At 72.0% G+C, this 18,396-nt stretch carries 17 protein-coding genes and 1 pseudogene; 15 read left to right on the top strand and 3 right to left on the bottom strand.

The genetic code is table 11. From position 1 onward, the window contains the following. Positions 1 to 75: 75 nt before the first annotated feature. A complete protein-coding gene (locus ACRAKJ_RS25330) occupies positions 76 to 969 on the bottom strand; it encodes an MmyB family transcriptional regulator (protein WP_438926741.1) in 894 nt (297 codons plus the stop codon). Positions 970 to 1,224: 255 nt separating this feature from the next. Between ACRAKJ_RS25330 and wecB the strand changes: the two genes are divergently transcribed. From wecB to ACRAKJ_RS25290, 8 genes and pseudogenes are all read left to right on the top strand, one after another. Continuing rightward, a complete protein-coding gene (wecB, locus tag ACRAKJ_RS25325; RefSeq protein WP_438926742.1) occupies positions 1,225 to 2,394 on the top strand; it encodes a non-hydrolyzing UDP-N-acetylglucosamine 2-epimerase in 1,170 nt (389 codons plus the stop codon). Next, positions 2,394 to 3,209, top strand: a complete 816-nt coding sequence (locus ACRAKJ_RS25320) for a hypothetical protein (protein ID WP_438926743.1) — start codon at positions 2,394 to 2,396, stop codon at positions 3,207 to 3,209. Before wecB ends, ACRAKJ_RS25320 begins: the two co-directional genes overlap by 1 nt. After that, positions 3,209 to 4,423 carry an FG-GAP repeat domain-containing protein gene (locus tag ACRAKJ_RS25315; protein ID WP_438926744.1) on the top strand — a complete coding sequence of 405 codons (1,215 nt, stop codon included), beginning with the start codon at positions 3,209 to 3,211 and terminating at the stop codon, positions 4,421 to 4,423. Before ACRAKJ_RS25320 ends, ACRAKJ_RS25315 begins: the two co-directional genes overlap by 1 nt. 2 nt (positions 4,424 to 4,425) lie before the next feature. Beyond that, positions 4,426 to 5,652, top strand: a complete 1,227-nt coding sequence (locus tag ACRAKJ_RS25310; protein WP_438926745.1) for an acyltransferase family protein — start codon at positions 4,426 to 4,428, stop codon at positions 5,650 to 5,652. A gap of 257 nt (positions 5,653 to 5,909) precedes the next feature. After that, entirely contained in the window at positions 5,910 to 6,908 is a 999-nt protein-coding gene (locus ACRAKJ_RS25305) for an SRPBCC family protein (protein ID WP_438926746.1), read from the top strand. Continuing rightward, on the top strand, positions 6,905 to 8,080 hold the full coding sequence (locus ACRAKJ_RS25300) for a zinc-dependent alcohol dehydrogenase (protein WP_447008690.1): 1,176 nt from the start codon (positions 6,905 to 6,907) through the stop codon (positions 8,078 to 8,080). The genes ACRAKJ_RS25305 and ACRAKJ_RS25300 overlap by 4 nt, the downstream gene beginning before the upstream one ends. Before the next feature lie 460 nt (positions 8,081 to 8,540). Next, positions 8,541 to 9,242: an NUDIX domain-containing protein gene (locus tag ACRAKJ_RS25295; RefSeq protein ID WP_438919436.1), complete on the top strand. Its 702-nt coding sequence runs from the start codon at positions 8,541 to 8,543 to the stop codon at positions 9,240 to 9,242. Positions 9,243 to 9,349: 107 nt separating this feature from the next. Then, positions 9,350 to 9,769: pseudogene (locus ACRAKJ_RS25290) on the top strand (NUDIX domain-containing protein); the annotation flags it as partial. Positions 9,770 to 9,788: 19 nt separating this feature from the next. Here ACRAKJ_RS25290 and ACRAKJ_RS25285 read toward each other — a convergent pair. Continuing rightward, positions 9,789 to 10,523, bottom strand: coding sequence for an NUDIX domain-containing protein (locus ACRAKJ_RS25285; protein ID WP_438919435.1), 735 nt, complete (start codon positions 10,521 to 10,523; stop codon positions 9,789 to 9,791). 306 nt (positions 10,524 to 10,829) lie between these two features. Between ACRAKJ_RS25285 and ACRAKJ_RS25280 the strand changes: the two genes are divergently transcribed. From ACRAKJ_RS25280 to ACRAKJ_RS25260, 5 genes are all read left to right on the top strand, one after another. Further along, on the top strand, positions 10,830 to 10,952 hold the full coding sequence (locus tag ACRAKJ_RS25280) for a hypothetical protein (protein ID WP_438919434.1): 123 nt from the start codon (positions 10,830 to 10,832) through the stop codon (positions 10,950 to 10,952). After that, entirely contained in the window at positions 10,949 to 12,973 is a 2,025-nt protein-coding gene (locus ACRAKJ_RS25275) for a hypothetical protein (RefSeq protein WP_438919433.1), read from the top strand. The genes ACRAKJ_RS25280 and ACRAKJ_RS25275 overlap by 4 nt, the downstream gene beginning before the upstream one ends. Positions 12,974 to 13,101: 128 nt before the next feature. Then, a complete protein-coding gene (locus tag ACRAKJ_RS25270) occupies positions 13,102 to 13,965 on the top strand; it encodes a phosphorylase family protein (protein WP_438919432.1) in 864 nt (287 codons plus the stop codon). Beyond that, entirely contained in the window at positions 13,962 to 15,935 is a 1,974-nt protein-coding gene (locus ACRAKJ_RS25265; protein WP_438919431.1) for a hypothetical protein, read from the top strand. The genes ACRAKJ_RS25270 and ACRAKJ_RS25265 overlap by 4 nt, the downstream gene beginning before the upstream one ends. A gap of 91 nt (positions 15,936 to 16,026) precedes the next feature. Then, positions 16,027 to 16,590, top strand: a complete 564-nt coding sequence (locus ACRAKJ_RS25260; RefSeq protein ID WP_438919430.1) for a hypothetical protein — start codon at positions 16,027 to 16,029, stop codon at positions 16,588 to 16,590. Between the two features lie 28 nt (positions 16,591 to 16,618). Here the strand turns inward: ACRAKJ_RS25260 and ACRAKJ_RS25255 are convergent, their stop codons facing one another. Beyond that, on the bottom strand, positions 16,619 to 17,425 hold the full coding sequence (locus ACRAKJ_RS25255) for a helix-turn-helix domain-containing protein (RefSeq protein WP_438919429.1): 807 nt from the start codon (positions 17,423 to 17,425) through the stop codon (positions 16,619 to 16,621). A gap of 295 nt (positions 17,426 to 17,720) precedes the next feature. Here ACRAKJ_RS25255 and ACRAKJ_RS25250 point away from each other — a divergent pair, with 295 nt between their 5' ends. Together ACRAKJ_RS25250 and ACRAKJ_RS25245 are read left to right on the top strand one after the other, a co-directional pair. Then, positions 17,721 to 18,035, top strand: coding sequence for a hypothetical protein (locus tag ACRAKJ_RS25250; RefSeq protein WP_438919428.1), 315 nt, complete (start codon positions 17,721 to 17,723; stop codon positions 18,033 to 18,035). A 34-nt stretch (positions 18,036 to 18,069) separates the two neighbouring features. Then, positions 18,070 to 18,369 carry a YciI family protein gene (locus ACRAKJ_RS25245; protein WP_438919427.1) on the top strand — a complete coding sequence of 100 codons (300 nt, stop codon included), beginning with the start codon at positions 18,070 to 18,072 and terminating at the stop codon, positions 18,367 to 18,369. Positions 18,370 to 18,396 lie beyond the last annotated feature (27 nt).

Genomic DNA, 18,396 nt, shown 5'->3' with positions numbered 1-18,396 from the left:
GCCCGACACGGCCGGCGCCTGACACGGCCCGGGCCCGGCGGTTCCCGCGGGAACCGCCGGGCCCGGGCCACGTCGTCAGCGGTCGCGGTGCGAGCGCTCGACCACCCTCGGGATCGGCACGGCGGCCTCGTCCGCCTGGCCGCGCCCCAGCAGGCGCAGCGCCGCCTCGGCGGGAGTACCCGGTTCCGCGCTGTACATCAGAATTCGGTGCGCCGAATCGTCGGGCATCTGCACCACCTCGAACTGCAATTCGAGTCGGCCCACCTGCGGGTGCGCGAAGTACTTCACGCCGAACGTGCAGTTGAGCACCGGGTGGCGCGACCACAGGGCCGAGAAGAACTGGCTCTTCATGCACAGCTCGCCGATCAGCTCGGCCAGGTGGCGGTCGTCCGGGTGGCGGCCGGCGACCAGGCGCAGCGACGCGACGGACCGCTTCGCCTCGTCCTCCCAGTTGACGTACAGCTCGCGGGTGGCCTGGTCGAGGAACAGCATCCTGGTCAGGTTGGGGCGCTCGGCGCTGGACCGCGGGCTGTCCGCGGCGTAGTGCGGCGCGAGCAGCTGGTGCCCCATGGCGTTCCAGGCCAGCACGTCGCTGCGGCGGTCCATCGCCACCACCGCCACGCCCTCCATCGCGCTGATGAGCTGCGCCGTCGAGGTCCGCACCGCCTCCGCCCGCGCGGGGTTGGCGCGCTTGCGGCGGATGGGTTTCGCCAGGTCACGCAGGTGGGCGACCTCGTCGTCGTTCAACCGCAACGCCCGTGCGATGGCGTCGAGCACGTTGTCCGAGACGTTCTGGCTCTGCCCCTGCTCCAGGCGGGTGTAGTAGGTCACGCTGACGCCGGCCAGCTGCGCCAGCTCCTCGCGCCGCAGCCCGGGCACGCGACGGCTGCCGTAGGAGGCCAGGCCCAACTCCTCCGGCCGCAGGGCGGCGCGGCGGGAACGCAGGAAGTCACCCAACTCCGTGTCCATGGCGCCATTGTCCCGCACCGGGGGCTCCTCCGGTGGCGTGAACCTGACCCTGTCAGTGCCACCCTGCGTGTGCCCCGCGCACTTTTATCCGCTGTATTCCTCCGAATGAAGACGCGTGCAACCGGCGACGGGTTGTCGGTTGAACACCGTTCCTTCCGGCACTGATCGAGCCCTAATATCGGATCACCGATCGCGCATTGTTGCCGGAATTCGAGCCAGACCCCCACGTCGAAGGAAATACATCGAAGGGACGCCATGCGCTCCATAGCCGTAGTCCTCGGTACCCGTCCCGAGGCCATCAAGTGTGCGCCGGTCATCCGCATGTTGCGCGAGGACCCCCGTTTCTCACCCGTCGTGCTGTCCACCGGCCAGCACCGGCAGATGCTCGACGAGACCCTCGACGCGTTCGGCATCCAGCCCGACGTCGACCTGGGGGTCATGGCCCCGAAGCAGACGCTGTCGCAGGTCACCCACCGGGCGCTCAGCGGGCTCTCCGACTACCTGGCCCGGGAGCGGGTCGAGGCCGTCCTCGTGCACGGCGACACCGCCACCACCCTGGCCGGCGCGCTGGCCGCGTTCCACAACCACGTGCCCGTGGTGCACATCGAGGCCGGGCTGCGCAGCGGCAACCTGCACTCGCCGTTCCCCGAGGAGGCCAACCGGCGCCTGGTCGCGCAGATCTCCGCCCTGCACCTGGCCCCGACCCCCGGCAACAGCGCCAACCTCATCCGCGAGGGCGTGAGCGAGTCGCGCATCGTGGTCACCGGCAACACCGTCGTGGACGCCCTGCGCTGGGCGAGCGGCCAACCGCAGACGGCCGTCGTCCCCGCCCTGGCCGACCTCGACGACGACCCGCGCCGGATCATCGTCGCCAGCGCCCACCGCCGCGAGTCCTGGCGGATGCTGCCCCAGATCGGGCAGGCGCTGCGCGACATCGCCGAGCGCCCGGACGTGCGGATCGTCGTCCCGCTGCACCGCAACCCGGTCGTGCGGGAAGGGCTGCTGCCGCTCATCGGCGGCGTCCCCAACATCACCGTCGTGGACCCGCTGCCGTACCTGGAGTTCTGCCGCCTGATGTGGCGCAGCGACCTCATCCTGTCCGACAGCAGCGGCGCCGAGGAGGAGGGGCCGGCACTGGGCAAGCCGACGCTCGTGCTGCGCGACGTCACCGAGCGGCCGGAGGCGGTGGCCTCGGGCACCGCGCGCCTGGTCGGCCGCACCCGCGAGCAGGTCGTGCGGCACGTCACGGGCCTGCTGGACGACCCGACCCAGCGCGAGCTGATGGCGTCGGCCGCCAACCCCTACGGCGACGGCAACGCCACCGAGCGCGTGGTGGGCGCCCTGGCGCACTACTTCGGCGACGGCCAGGCGGTCCTGCCGTTCGTGCCCGGCCGCCAGGTCGAGCCGGAAGCGATGGCGGCGTGATGGCCGCGCCCACCGGCACCGCGTCCGCCGCGTCCATGCCCACCGCGTCCGCGCCCACCGCGTCCGCGCCCACCGGCACCGCGTCCGCCCGTGCCGCCGTCGCCGCGAACGCGGTCACGGCGGTCGCCCTGGCCGACGGGTTCGTGGAGACCACCGTCGTGACCGACGCCGCCGGGCTCGCGGTCCCGGGCCGGACGATCGTGGTGAACCTCGCCCACACGCCCGCCCTGGTCGGGGAACCGCCCACCCGCCCGCTGCCGCCGTTCTCCTCCACCGTGCTGGTCGACTCGACGGTCGTGCGCGCCGACCGGGTGGCCCTGCTGCGGGTCCCCGACGACGCGGCGGACGACATCGCGGCGATCACCACCGCCCCCGGCTGGCAGCACTTCGCCGACGTCCTGCCGGGCTTCCCCCGCACGACCGGCCTGTACCGGGGCCCTCGCGCCGTCGTCGGCACCACCGCGTTCGACGCCGCCCTGGTGCTCGGCGAGGAGCGGCCCGAGGGCGTCGGGACCTTCGAGATCCGGGTGAACCTGTGGTTCGCCCCCGCCGGCACCGACTGCTCGATCCACGACCGGCACGACTTCATCGAGGTCCACAGCCAGGTGCACGGCCACGGGCGGATGCAGAAGTTCCGCGCCGACGACCACGCCACCCTCTACGAGGACCAGCTCATGGGCCCCGGGCACACCCCGCCCGTGCCGTTCTGCCGCACCCGCCCCGACGGGGGCTTCACCTACCCGTGGCACCAGTACCGCGCCGACACCGACTGCGTGTGGCTGGCCGTCGAGTACCACCGGACCGGAGGACGATGATGCTCACCCCACCGAAGTTCACCGGCGAAGTCGTCGCCGAGCAGCTCCGCGACGGCTACTGGCTGGAGGCCGCGGACATCGACGGCGACGGCCGGCCCGACCTGTTCGGCTACGGCCTGCGCCTCGGCGAGATCTACTGGTACCAGGACCGGCCGGGCTGGCCGCGCAAGCTCGCCGTCGACGGGTTCCGGATGCCCGTGGGCGCCGACTTCGCCGACGTCAGCGGCAACGGCCTGCCCGACATCGTCGTCTGCCACGAGCTGTACGGGCCGATCGGCACCATCGTCGACCCCGATCCGCGGGGCGGGAAGATCGACTGGGTGGAGAACCCCGGCGCGGCGGACAAGACCGACGCCCGCTGGAAGCGGCACTACATCGGGCGCGCGACCGGCATGCACCGGCTGCGGGTCGGCCACTTCACCCAGTCCGAGCGGCTGGAGGTCATCGGCGTGCCGATCGTGGCCACCGCCGACGTGCACGCCGTGCTGCCGCTGGTGATGTTCACCCAGCCCGACGACGTGCACGCGGCCGAGGAGTGGCCGATGACCGTGGTCGACGACCACTCGTTCCGGATGATCCACGGCGCGGAGAAGAAGAAGGGCCTCGTCCCCGGCTCGGACCTCGACTCGCTGCTGCTGGCCTCCGACGAGGGCGTCACGTGGCTGCACCACGACCCCGAGCGCCGCTGCTGGGTCAAGGAGCTGGTCGGCACCGGCGAGCTGACCCAGTTCGAGCGGACCGGGTTCCGCGGCAGCGGCGACCTCGACGCGGGCGGCCTCGGCGGCGACCCGATGGCGTACGTGGCGGCGCTGGAACCGTTCCACGGCAACACCGTCGCGGTCTACACCAAGGACGGCGAGGGCGGCTGGCGGCGGCACCTGCTCGACGTCTTCGGCGACCCGAACGACAACGGCGAGGGCCCCGGTCACCAGGTCGTGTGCGCCGACTTCGACGGCGACGGCGACGACGAGTTCCTGGTGGCGCTGCGCGGGCCGTGGCCGTGGCAGGGCGTCTTCTACTACAAGGCCATCGACGCCGCCCGCGGCGTCTGGACCAAGTGGCGGGTCGCCGACGAGTCGGTCGCGCGCATCGCCACCGCCGACTTCAACGGCGACGGCCGCCTCGACTTCGCCACGATCGCCTACTCCGTGCAGAACTACTACGTGGCCGAGAAAGCCAAGATCATGGTCTACCGCAACGAGATCCCGAGGTAGTGATGTCCACCCCCGACACCCGGCGGCCACCCCTGCCGTCGCTCACCGGCCTGCGCTTCCCGGCGGCACTGCTGGTGTTCTTCTTCCACTTGACCCTGTTCAACTCCCCGATCCCGCCGAACGACCCGGTCAACCCCTTCGGCGACCAGGGCCTCGCCGAAGGGCTGGAGTGGTTCTTCAGCAAGGCCGGCTACCTCGGCGTGTCGTTCTTCTTCGTGCTCAGCGGTTTCGTGCTCACCTGGTCCTCGGTGGAGGGCGAGCCCATGCGCGCCTTCTGGCGGCGCCGGGTGCTGAAGATCTTCCCGAACCACGTCGTGGTGTTCATCGCCGCGATGGTGCTCTTCGCGGGGGCCACGACACCGGTGTCGGGCTGGCTGTCGAACCTGTTCCTGCTGCACTCGTTCTCGCCCGACCCGGCGGTGTACGTCAACGTCAACCCGCCCGCGTGGACGCTGTGCAGCGAGCTGCTGTTCTACCTGCTGTTCCCGCTGATCATCCGCCCGGTGCGGCGGATCGCGGACAACCGGCTGTGGTTCTGGGCCGCGATGGCGGTCGTGGCGATGGTGGCCGTGCAGGTGGTGAACCTGACCTTGATCCCGGACACCCCGAAGTCCCCGATCACACCCGTCTCCACCACGCAGTTCTGGTTCGGCTACATCTTCCCGCTGCCCAGGCTCTTCGAGTTCGTGCTGGGGATGCTGCTGGCCAGGGCGGTGATCAAGGGCCGCGTCCCGCACGTCGGCCTGCTGCCCGCCGCCCTGTCCGTCCCGGTCGGGTACGCCGCGGCGCTCGTGCTCCCGTTCGCCTTCGGGTTCGTGGTGGCGACGATCGTCCCGGTCGCGCTGGTCATCCTGGCCTGGGCGACGGCGGACGTGGACAACAGGCCGAGCGGCATGCGCGGCAGGGTCGCCGTCTGGTTGGGCGAGGTGTCGTTCGGCTTCTACCTCTGCCAGGGCGTGGTCATCTTCTACGGCCGGACGCTCCTGCCGGAGGGCCCGTTCGGCACGGCCACCGCGGTGGCCGTGGCGGTCCTGCTCTTCGCGGCGACCCTGCTGGTCGGCTGGCTCATGTTCACGTTCGTGGAACGCCCCGTGATGAGGGCCTGGGCCCGCCCGCGCCGCAGGCCCGTCCGCGTGCCGGCCGCCGAGTCGGTCGCCGTGCCGGCTGTCGAGTCGGTCGCGGTGCCGGCTGTCGAGTCGGTCGCCGTGCCGGTGAAGGAGACCACCTGACCCGGTGCCCGGGTCGCGGGACGACGGTCCGGCAGGCGTGCGGCGTGACCTCGGGGTGGTCCCCGGGTCACGCCGCACGCGGCGTCCGCCACCGCCCACGGTGATCGCGCCCGTCACGACCGGGTGCCGTCCCCACGCGGTGGTCGATCGGTGGGTTGACCCGGTTTCCCACGGGTAGCCGAGCCTGTGTCAGTCGCGTCCCGGGGCGTCGTGCACCGGGACGTCCGACAGTGCGCGACCGGATGCGGAGGCTGCCCATGACCCGATCGGCGAGCCTGGCGAGAGGACGGGGAAGGCAGGACGAGGTGCGGCAGCGGGGCCGGCGGCTGGGGTGGTTGAGCTTCGCCCTGGGCGTGGTGCAGCTGGCGGCACCGGGTGCGGTGCGCCGGATCAGCGGCGTGGACGACTCCGCGAGATCGCGGGCGGTGGTGCCGGTCGTCGGAGCGCGGGAGCTGGTCCACGCGGCCGGGCTCCTGGCCGGCCGGCGGAAGGGCGCGTGGGCGTGGACCAGGGTCGCGGGCGACGCGATGGACCTGACCGCCCTGGGACTGGCCCTCGCCCACCGCGGCGGGCACCGCCGACGACGGCTCGTCGGGGTCACCGGCGCCGTCGCCGGGATCACGGTGCTGGACCTGATGACCGCCGTGCGGGCCACCCGAGCGGCACGCACCAGCCCCGTGCAGACGGCGCGGGGCGTACGCACAGGAGAACCCGTGGAGTTGACAGCGACGACGACCATCCGCAAACCCACCTCGGAGGTCTACGCGTTCTGGCGCGACCTGGAGAACCTCCCGACGTTCATGGCGCACCTCGAAGAGGTGCGGGAGACCGGTGGCCGGACGAGCCACTGGGTCGCCGACGCCCCGTTCGGCAAGAACGTCGAGTGGGACGCGGAGATCACCGAGGAGACGCCCGGCGAGAAGATCGCGTGGCGGTCGACCGGGAAGGCCGACGTGCCGAACGCCGGCACGGTCTGGTTCGTGCCCGCCCCGGACGGTGCGAGCACCGAGGTGCACGTCGTCCTGGTGTACGAGATCCCGGGCGGCGCGGTCGGCAAGGCGGTCGCCAAGTACTTCGGCGAGGAACCGCACCAGCAGCTCGACGACGACCTGCGCCGGTTCAAGCAGGTGCTGGAGACCGGCGAGGTCGTCCGGTCCGACGGGGCCCCGTGGGGCAAGCGGGCGCGCGCGGAGTTCCCGCAGCACCCGGCGCAGCCGCTGTCGGACGCCGAACTGGAGAAGGGAGCGGGCGCGTGAGGGCGAACACCTGGGCGGGCCGCAACAAGGTCGAGGTCCGCGACGTGCCGGACCCGAAGATCCTCAACAGCCGCGACGCCATCGTCCGGGTCACCTCCACCGCGATCTGCGGATCGGACCTGCACCTGGTCGACGGGTACGTGCCCACCATGCAGGACGGCGACGTCCTCGGGCACGAGTTCATGGGCGAGGTGGTCGAGGTCGGACCGGGCGTCGACCCGGGTCGGCTGCGCGTCGGGGACCGGGTCGTCGTGCCGTTCCCGATCGCCTGCGGCGCGTGCGGGGCCTGCTCCGCCGAGCTGTACTCGTGCTGCGAGAACTCCAACCCGAACGCCGGGATCGCGGAGAAGCTGTTCGGGCACCCGGTCGCGGGGATCTTCGGCTACTCGCACCTGACCGGCGGTTTCGCGGGCGGCCAGGCGCAGTACGCGCGGGTGCCGTTCGCCGACGTCGGCCCGTTGAAGATCGAGTCGGACCTGAGCGACGAGCAGGTGCTGTTCCTCTCCGACATCCTGCCCACCGGCTACATGGGCGCCGAGATGTGCGACATCCGGCCCAGCGACGTGGTGGCGGTGTGGGGTGCGGGCCCGGTCGGCCAGTTCGCCATGGACAGCGCCCGGGTCCTCGGCGCCGCGCAGGTCATCGCCATCGACAAGGAGCCCTACCGGCTGCGGATGGCGGAACAGGCGGGGTACGCGACGGTGAACTTCGAGGAGGTCGACGTGCGCTCCCGGCTGCTGGAGCTGACCGGCGGGCGCGGACCGGACAAGTGCATCGACGCGGTGGGCCTGGAAGCCAGTCACGGCAGCGCGCACATCTCCGCGTACGACAAGGTCAAGCAGGCCGTGCGGTCGGAGACCGAACGCCCGCACGCGCTGCGCCAGGCCATCCTGTCGTGCCGCAGCGGTGGCGTGGTCTCGGTGATCGGCGTGTACGGCGGCCTGCTGGACAAGTTCCCGGCCGGCGCGTGGATGAACCGGTCGCTGACCCTGCGGACCGGGCAGTGCCACGTGCAGCGCTACATGAAGCCGCTGCTGGAGCGCATCGAGCGCGGGGAGATCGACCCGACCCGGATCATCACCCACACCCTGCCGCTCGACGAGGCGGAACGCGGCTTCGACATCTTCAAGAACAAGCAGGACGACTGCGAGAAGGTCGTCCTCAAGCCCTGACACCACCCGCGTCCGGCCACCGCGCTGCCGCGGTGGCCGGACGCGGCGGACGCCGTGGCATCGCCCGAGCGCAACCGGAGCTGTCCGGCCCGGTGGTCGAGTTCGGTACCGACGAGTTGCCCGACGTCGTGGAGAGGTCGGGCAGGCGGTCGCCCGGCCGGACCGTCAGGCAGGGACGACCACCGCGTCGCCTGCGAGGTAGACGGGCAGCGGCAGGCCCGCTCGTCGGTCAGGCGGAATCGACGAGCGGGATCACCCGCGGAAACGCTTCGGTTCGACGGTCGGGGTCGGGGGCGGGGGCGGGAGTGCCGCGAGCCCGGTGGACACCGGGTCCTCCCGACCGTGACCACGGTCTGCGAGCCGCAGGCGCGGGGCCTCACCCGGTTCGGGAATGGCCGGTCGCGATCCGGGCTGCCGCTGGAGAGGCGCCGTCCGTGCTCGTGCTCGTATCCTCGCCGGCATGAGCCGCCCCAGGCAGACCGTCACGCTCACCGCCGACCTCGTCATCCTGACCATCCGGGACGGTGAGCTGTGCGTGCTGGTGATCGAGCGCGGCACCGAGCCGTTCGCGGGTCGGCTCGCGCTGCCCGGCGGCTTCCTCCGCGGTGACGAGAGCCTCGACGAGACGGCGGCGCGCGAGCTGGCCGAGGAGACCGGCGTCGACGCCGAGAAGCTCCACCTGCAGCAGGTCGGCGTCTACTCCGCCCCGGACCGCGACCCGCGCAGCCCTCGCGTCGTGACCTGCGCCTACCTGGCGATCGCGCCCGACCTGCCGTTGCCGAGCGCCGGGTCGGACGCGCGGGCGGCGCAGTGGCTCCCGGTCGCGCGGGCGCAGCGGGCGGGGCTCGCCTTCGACCACGACGAGATCCTGCGCGACGCCCTGGAGCTGGCCCGCGCCCAGCTCCAGTTCCGCACGATCGCGACCGCGTTCTGCGGCGAGGAGTTCACCATCGGTGAGCTGCGCGAGGTGTACGAGGCGGTCTGGGGCGTGGAGCTGGACAAGCCCAACTTCTACCGCAAGGTCACGGAGGCGGACGGCTTCGTCGTGCCCACGGGGGGCAAGCGCCCCACCCCCAACGGTCGTCCGGCGGCGCTCTACCGGGCCGGGGGCGCCACCGCGATCTCGCCGCCCATGACGGGTCCGCGCCCGACCACCTCTTGAGCGGGTTCCGCCTGCCGAATTTTGTTGTTGTGACAATTGGCTCAACGGAGCGGAAGTCACCCACATGGCCACTTGGTGTCAGGTTGACAATAACCTAGCCTGGGGGCATGACGGACAACGAGGGATCGTGGCCTGCGGGCAGCAGGCTCACGGCGGACGTGGTGCTGTTCACCCGGCGGGACGGCGTGCTGTCGGTCCTGGCGGTGGAGCGCGGCAAGGAGCCGTTCCGCGCGGCCCTGGCGCTGCCCGGCGGTTTCGTGGAACCGGGGGAGAGCGTGCCGGAAGCGGCCGTGCGGGAGCTGGTCGAGGAGACCGGCGTCGAGGTCGCCCGCGACCGGTTGAGGCGTTTCGGCTGCTACCGGGAGCCCGGCCGCGACCCGCGCGGGCCCGTGGTGAGCGTGGCCTTCCACGGTTATCTGGCCGGGTCGCCGCCGGTGGTCGGTGGCAGCGACGCCCACGCGGCCCGCTGGGTGGCGCTGCCCGAGTTCCTGTCCGCGGCGGCGCGCGTCGCCTTCGACCACCGCGACATCGTCCGGGACGCGGTCGTCAGGAGGTTCGGCTGGTGTCCGGCTTGGGGGAGGGCGGGCGCAGCATCGCCGGGTGCAGCACGTCGGCCGGGCCGCGGCGGTAGAGCGCGGCGGGACGTCCACCGTCCCGCGTCGTCTGAGTCCCGGTCGGGACCAGGAAGCCCTCGGCCCCGGTGACCTTGCGGTGGAAGTTGCGGGGGTCCAGTGCCTCGCCCCACACCGTCTCGTACACCCGCCGCAGCTCGGTGACGGTGAACTCCGGCCCGCAGAACGCGGCGGCCAGGGTCGTGTACTCCAACTTGCCCCGGGCCCGTTCGACGGCGTCCTCGATGATCGACCTGTGGTCGAACGCCAGTTCGGTGCCCGGGTGCAGCGCGGTCGCCGCGGGCACCCACCCGGCCGCCCGCGCGTCACCGCCCGCGGTCGGCGCCGCCAGCCCGGGCACGAACGCGAGGTAGCAGACCGTCACCACGCGCTGCCTCGGATCCCGGTCGGGCGCACCGTAGGTCCTGAGCTGCTCCAGGTGCAGGCCGTTCGCGTCCAGGCCGGTCTCCTCGGCGAGCTCGCGCTCCGCCGCGGCGTCCAGGCCCTCGTTCGCGTCGAAGAGAAAACCGCCGGGCAGGGCCAACTTCCCGAGGTACGGCTCGATGCCGCGCTCGACGAGCATGACCTGGAGGGCGCCCTCCCGAACGGTGAGCACGGCGAGATCGACGGCGATCGCGATCTCGGGGATCTTCCACGTCCTGTTGGCCATGATCGTCGCTTTCAGTGACCGCGGTGGCGACCGCCGGACGATCATCCGTCCACTTGCAACATTCTACTCGGAGTGGGCGCGGCCCGCGTGATCCTCTTTATCGTCATGTTGACGAGAAATGCTGGACCGCGTTACCGTCTACCCCACCCGCGGCCTCGGGCCGCGTTCCCCTCCGGCTCCACACCACCTGCGATGACTGCTGCCGCAGGGAGTTCGACCAGGCCGTGCCGCGGAACTCGCCCTCCGCAGACCTCGAGCACACGACGACGGCGCAGCCGCGACAGCGGACCGCCTTGGGGTGACCAGATGACCGTGATCCTGATCGACGACCGCACTCCGCCGCCCGCCGCGACGTCCGCGTCGCCGGTGGTCCGCGACAACGCCGCACCCGGTGACCTCGGGACCGGGCGGACGGGAGGCCGGCGGTGAGCACCGGACCGGACGACCAGGACGTGCCGCACGTCGAGAACCAGAACTCGGCCTCGGAGGGCGCGCACGTCGACCAGCAGATCGGCGTGCACGTCGGCGACACGACCATCCACCACGACCAGCGCACCTACCACGTCAACCAGGGCGATCCGCCCGAGCGCAAGCTGGAGGTGGCCCGCAACCTCCTCGACGCCGGCGCGCCGCGGCGCGCGGAGGAGATCCTCGACGACCTGCTGCGCAGCGGCTGGACCTCGACCGAGTGGGCCTACCACTACGCCCTGGCCGTGGTGGGCGAGCGGTCGTTCGTCGACTTGACGGGCACGCTGCTCGACCGGCTCAAGGAGGCGAGGCGGATCTGCTCCGCGGCGGCGCACGACAGGTGGTCGGTCGCGTTCGACGTGGTCTGGGAACTCCTGCGCTGGGCGCGCCGCGTGTACCGCCGCGAGGCCGACAGCGGGCGGGACTACGCCTTCGGCCTGCTCGAAGTCCTCCCCCTGGTGCGGCAGGAGGAGATCTTCCGCCACCTGGACGCGGTCATCAAGGACGTGCGGGACGAGGGCTGGGAGGCCGACCTCAAGGCCCGGATGCTCAAGGAGCGCACCGTGCCGGAGCGCAGGAGCCAGTCCGAGAAGTTCTTCGAACCCGATCCGGCCGAGCCGAAGCCGTACCTGCCGCCGTTGCTCAAGCCCAGGGCGCAGGACCGCGCCTGGAGCGCCGTCGCCGTGGTGGGCGTGCTCCTCGGGGTCCTGCTGCTGGTGTCGGGACCGTTCCGCTCGGGTCTGCTGCTCGAACTGCTCCTGCTGTCGGCGGGCGGCTACCTGGTGCTGCGCTGCGGTGCCGTGGCCCGGCTCGGGAACCGGGAGCAGCCCGCACCGCCCGACTTCCAGCCGGCCGGCAGGTTCGACAGGGACATCAGCGCCATGGTCGACCACCGCTTCCGGAAGGTCGGGCCGAAGAAGGGCACCCCGGGCGCGGAGGAGTGGGATCGCCGTACCAAGGGCCACCGCACGCACCTGAAGAAGCGGATCACCTGGTCGTACCACGCGGAGGACATCACCCCGGCCAACGTCAGGTGGCTGGTCGACTGGCACGCGGAACGCCTGTACGCGCAGTGGCCGTGGGGAGGCGGGGCCGCCGACCGGGACGTGCGCAAAGCGGTGTGGGGCTACCGGCTCGGCGTGGTCGCCGCGCTGGCCGGCTCGTGCGGCGCGCTGCTGGCCGGCGAGCTGTCGGCCGTCCTGGTCCTGGTGCCGACCGGCCGGCTCGTCCTCAAGCACGGCGTGCGCGTGGCCGCGACGCGGCACGCCAACCGGGCCGCCGAAGCCGAAGCGGCCCGCGTCCACCGCGAGGAGCTGGACGAGCACCTGGCCCTCGTCGACGCGCTCCGGGACCGGCCGAAGGACGCGCAGATCGCCTGGTGGTACACGCTCGACAAGTTCTACCTGGTGTCCGACGCGATCAAGCGAGCCCGACTGCCGAGGCAGGAGGTCGTCGAGGTGCTGGTGCTGACCGAACGCGCACCGTTCGCCCGGCGCGGCAGGGTGCAGTACGGACCACCCCGGTACGAGGCGTACAACGTCCACCTCCTCCTGCTCACCCACCACGGTGTGCGCGCCTTCAAGGTCCACCTCGACGCGCACACCGGGGAGGCGCGCAACGAAACGCGCCAGGTCTTCAGCTACGACAAGATCGCGTCGGCCTGGACGGAGGAGAGGGGCGTGCGCACCACGACCGACGGCACGGCCGATCCCGCGGTGGAGAACGTGAAGAGCGGCACGTTCCGCATGGCCCTGATGAGCGGCCAGGAGATCAAGCTCAAAGTGGACTGCCTGGAGGAACGTCCGTCCGACGAGGAGGCCGCGGCGGAGTTCGCCGACGTCGCCTACGAGACGTCGGGCGTCAGGAAGGCGATCCCGGTCCTGGAGTCGATCGTCTCCGAGGGCGAGAACTGGATCCTGCGCGACCGCGAGCGCCGCGAGCAGTGGGCGCGCGACTGGGACGAGACCACCGTCGGGGGCTGATGCCGCCGCAGACCGGGTCCCGCGGTGCCCGGTCGGCGAACCCGTCACCCACCGCGGCGACCCACCGCGCAGGCGCTTGTTCCCCTCGCGCCCCGACAACCCTGGAGTGGAGAACCGTGAACGTGATCATGACTGCGCTGAACGTGGAGCACGCGGCCGTGCTCGAGCACCTGGAGGGCGTGCGACCGCACCGGCACCCGTCCGGCACCGTGTTCGACGTCGGCACGGTGGCCGGCCACCCCGGGCACCGCGTCGCCCTGGCGCTGACCGGGGCGGGCACCACCGCCGCGGCCACGTTGACCGAGCGCGCCAACACCGAGTTCGCGCCCACCGCCATGGTGTTCGTCGGCGTCGCGGGCGGCCTGCGGGACTGGCTGGCGATCGGCGACGTCGTCGTGGCCACCAAGATCTACTCCTACCAGGGCGGGCGCAGCGAGGACGACGAGTTCCTGGTGCGCCCCTCCGCCTGGTCCGTCTCGCACCGCCTCGACCAGGAGGCCAGGAGGCTGGTGCGCGGCAACGCCTGGCACGCGTTCCTCCCCGACCGGGCCGAGGGCGACGCCCCGGTCGCCTGCTTCGAGCCCATCGCCGTGGGTGACGTCGTGCTCGACTCCCGCACCTCGGAGCTGGCCCGCAGGCTGCACACCTCCTACAACGACGCGGTGGCCGTGGACATGGAGGGCTCCGGGTTCGCGCACGCCGCCCACCTGGGCGATCGGGTGCACGCGGTGGCGGTGCGCGGCATCAGCGACCACGCCAACGGCGAGAAGGGCAAGGCGGACCGCGCGGGCGGGCAGCGGCTCGCGGCGCGCAACGCCGCGGCGTTCGCCATCGCGCTGATCACCGCGCTCGAACCCGACGAGGACGTCACCACCGATGAGGGGCCGTCCCTCCCGATGCCGTTCGTGCACAACAAAAACACCGCGCGGGGCAACGCCCGCGTGGGGCAGCAGATCGGCGTCAACTTCGGCTCGACCAGGAGGTCCCGGTGATCGGGGACCTGCTCGACGTCGACAACCAGAACGTCGCCTCCGGCAACGCCCACGTCGACCAGCAGATCGGCGTGCTCGTGGAGAGCGTCTACCACAACGACACCATCTACAACATCGGCGAGAACGACAACCCTGGGCGCAGGCACGAGGTCGCGCTCGCCTACCTCGCCGGCGGTGTCCCGAGGCGCGCCGAGGAACTGTTCGGCGCTCTCGTCTTCAACGGCGACCAGTCGACCGAACGCGCCTACTACTACGTGCTCTCGGTGCTCAGCGAGCGCAGCTCCAGCGACCTCACGGCGGAGCTGGCCACCGGCATCCGCGACGCCTGGAAGCTCTGCGAGTCCTTGCCGGAGGACAAGTGGAAGCGGGCTCACCGCGTGGTTCGGAGCCTCCTCGACCACCTCCGGACGAACGAGGCGGACGGCTCGTTCGCGGCGGTGTCCGCCTTCGGCAGGCTGCCCGCCGATCGGCAGGACGAGATCAGCAGGCACCTGTCGCTGCTGGTCGACGGCATGGTCGAGCGGCAGCTGAACGCCGAGCGCAAGCACCAGGTCGGCACCGAGCGCACCTCCGGGAACCGCTCCGGCCGGGCGCGGAAGTTCTTCGAGCCCGATCCCGTGCCGCCCACCCGGTACGAGCGGCGGATGCTCCTCCCGGCGCCGAAGGACCGCAAACCGGCGGTGGTCGGGGGTGCGGTCGCACTGCTGTCGTTCTCGACCCTGTTCTTCGGCTCGATGACGTTCGTCTCCTGGCTGGGTGTGCTGCTGTTGGTGGCGGGCTGCGCCGTGATGGCCCGCTACGGCATCGAGCACACCACGCGCCTGCTGGACCTCGCCCTCCGGCGCGACACCTCGGAGGGCGAGCAGACCGGACCGACGGACGTCGACAAGCTCATCGAGCGCTGCTTCCGCGACGCGCGCCCCGAGTACGCCAAGGAGTGGCCGCGATACGCCGTCGGGTACCGCACGCGCCTCAAGCACCGGTTCAACACCCAGCTCCGGCACGACCAGCAGGACGTCAAGCAGCTGAAGTGGCTGTTCGACTGGCACGCCCGGCGAGTCGCCCGGCGGTGGCCGCACCACGACCCGTACGGCCAGCCGGAACCCACCGCACCCGGCGGCGCCCGCCTGTGGCAGGCTGCCGGCGCCCTGGCGGCGCTGGTGGGCCTGGCCCTCCTGCTGCTGGTGGCGCAGCACTGGCAGGTCGTGCCGATCGCGGGGGGCGGCTGGTTCGCCCTGCCCGCGCTGGTGGAGGTCGTCGCGGCCGGCCGTGCCGCCCTGCTCCCGGTCAAGGAGGCCAACGAGCTGTTCGACGAGGAGATGGCCGAGTACCGCCGGTGGCGGAAGGACCTGGACGACCGGCCGACGGACGGCGAGATGGCTCGTTGGCTGGCACTGGACAAGGCGCACCTCAAGGCCACGGCACTGCGCGCGGGCAACATCGCCGAGCAGGACCTCGTCTCGCACGTCGTCATCAACCAACCGGCCCCCGGGGCCCGGCGCGGGGCGGTGGTGCACGGACCGCCGCGCTACGAGGCGTACCTGGTCACCGTCATCCTGCTGACCAAGTACGGCATCCGGGCCTCGCGCGTGTACTTGGACTTCACCACCGGCGACGTCAAGAACGAGAACTGGGACGTCTTCGGCTACGACCGCATCGCGTCGGCCTCGCTGCGCCTGCGGGAGAGGTCGGCCAGGAAGATCCCCGGCGAGCCCCCGCGGAAGGTGCACAACCGCGAGTTCCGGCTCCGCCTGCTCGACGGCGCGGAGATCCTCAGGGTCAGCGAACGCCTCGACGTCGAGAGCGACACGGAGGTCGACGACGAGTCCGAGCTGGAGCGGCTCGCCGCGGCGACCTCCGGGATGGACGCGGCCCTCCCGGTCCTGGAGGCCGTGGCCCACCACGGGCCGGCCTGGCTCGACCTCGAACGCGACCGCCGGAGCCTGTGGGCGGACACGTGGTCGGACTGACGGGAACACCTCCTCGCACGCGCGAGACCGACGGAGGAGTGACGACAAGCGGATGAACGGAACCCGGAACCGTGGAACCACATCGGAAGACGTGCTCAAGGACTTCCTGCTGGCCGAGTACGAGGCCCTGAAAGCCGAGCAGAAGTCGCGGATCGCCCTGCGGGACCGCCTGACCTACACCGCGTTGGCCACGCTGACGGCGACACTGGCACTGGTGGTCCAACCACCCACCCGGCCGCACCTGCTCCTCCTCGTGCCGCTGGTGTGCCTCGTCCTGGGCTGGACCTACCTGACCAACGACCAGAAAGTGTCGGCGATCGGCGACTACCTGCGCCGGCACCTGGCCTCCGCGCTGGTCGGGGCCGGGGGCCGGGAGGACGCGGTGCTCGCCTGGGAGTCCGTCCACCGCGACACCCCGTTGCGGCGGCTGGACAAGTCCGGGCAGCTGGCGGTGGACCTGTTGGTGTTCGCGGTCCCGTCCCTGCTCTCGACCGCGCTCTACTGGACGGCCGCCGACGTGCGCGCCGACCTGCTCGCCGTGTCGATCGTCGAGGCGCTGGCCACCGTGGCGTTCACCGCCCGCGTCGTCGTCGCCGCCGACCTGGCGCGTTGCCCGGGTCGGCGGCGACGAGCAGGCGACCGGGGCAAGAGCTGATCGGCCGGCCGCCACCGGTCGGTGGCGGCTAGCGCACGGTCTTGGCGTAGGCGCCCGCGCTCATGCCGAGCGCCTGCCGGAAGTGCCGGTTGAGCTGGCTCTGGTCGCAGTAGCCCAGGGTGGCGGCCACGTCCGCCACCGAACGGCCCTTCGCCAGCATCGTCGTGGCCCGGTCCAGCCGCAGCAGGGTGCGGTAGCGGTGGGGTGGGACGCCGTAGACCTGGCGGAAGCTCCTGACCAGGTGGTACTTGCCGCAGCCGGCCACGGCCGCGAGTTCGTCGAGGCTGACGTTGGCGTCCAGCCGGTCGTGCAGGACGTCCCGGGCTCGCCGCAGCGCCGGGGGGCCGAGCGCGCGGTCGTCCGGGCCGGGAGCGGTCGCGTGCCGGGTGACCAGGTCGTCGAGCAGGATGGTGAGGGCGGACTGGAGGGCGAGCCGGTCCGTGCTGTGGACCAGACCGCGGTGCAGTGCGGCGATGCCGTCGAACAGGCCGCGGTCGGGGTGGGCGAGCCGGTGGAACCTGGGCGGGCCGGTGGCGGCGCGCGGCATCAGCTCGGCGTCCACCAGCAGCAGGTCGAACTCGGCCCTGGGCTCGTTCCCGCCGAGCGCCTGCACGACCTCGTCCGGCTCGACCACCGTCACCGCGCCCGCGGCGCCCGACTCCTGCTCCCGGCCGCGGTACCGCACCGGCGGCGGGGCGTCGCCGTGCCTGATCTTGATCGTGTAGCCGCTGCTCAGGGTGAACCGCGGGCGGGTGTAGTTCGGGATGCGCCCGGACAGCACTTCGACCCCCGCCAACTGCGGGGGGCGCCACCTGCGCAGGTGCGACTCGTCCATGTCAACTTCGCCCTAGTTGGTGTTCCCGGCCTGGTCATACGGTGGTGCGTGCGGTCGCAGGAAGGCTTGGACCCCCCAACGGAGAGGGAGAGCGCCGATGGTCGAACCGGTCGAGCCGGTCGGACCCCAGTGCAGCAGATCTTGCCGGGTCGTGGCGCGTTCCCGGGCGGGCACTGCACTTCCGGGCAGGATTCGCGCATCGAACCCGAACTACCCCTGGGGACGAACCCGTCATGTCGGAGATCATTCGGGTTTTCGCACCCGTGCCCGCCGGGCCGAGCACCGGCGGGGCCGCGTGAACCACGCGACGGTGGTGCTGCGGCTGCACGGCTCGCACACCGACGACGCCTCGGTGGAGAACGCCACCGTGGAGGCGACGTGGGCCGCGGCGACGCCCGAGGACTCGATCGAGCGCGTGCACGCCCAGGTCGTGCGGGACCGCCTGTACGTGACCCTGTTCCGGGTCAGCCGGAACCGCGAGGAGACCCGGGCGATCGCCGCGGAGGTCTGCCGGCGGACGATCGCGGCCTCCCCCTTCCTCTCGCGGGTCGTGCACGGGGAGATCAAGACCATCGTGCTGCCGCTGAAGTCCTTCGGGATCGACCCGTAGTGCGCCCTGCCACGACCAGGACGAGGAGATGACCGTGACCGTCTTCGCCGTGACGACCGCGAAGGGACCCCGCTGGGACCCCGCCCGCGGCATCCGGGAGCAGGCCGAGTGGGACGGGCACTCGGATTTCGCCGACGACCTGTTCGACCGCGACGTCATCATCCTCGGCGGCCCGATCGGCGACGGCGGCGGTGAGGACGTCGGGCTGCTCGCCGTGGTGGCGGCCGACGAGGACGAGGTGCGGTCCGTCTTCGCCGAGGACCCGTGGGCGCTCAACGGGGTGCTGCGCATCAAGGAAGTACGTCCCTGGACGCTGTGGCTCGACCGGCGGTGACTCGGTCCGGCGGACGGTGTCCCGATC

Source organism: Saccharothrix sp. DSM 118769 (assembly GCF_052936295.1).
Note: the sequence above shows the minus strand (reverse complement) of the source record. Positions and strands in the feature narration are given on the sequence as shown.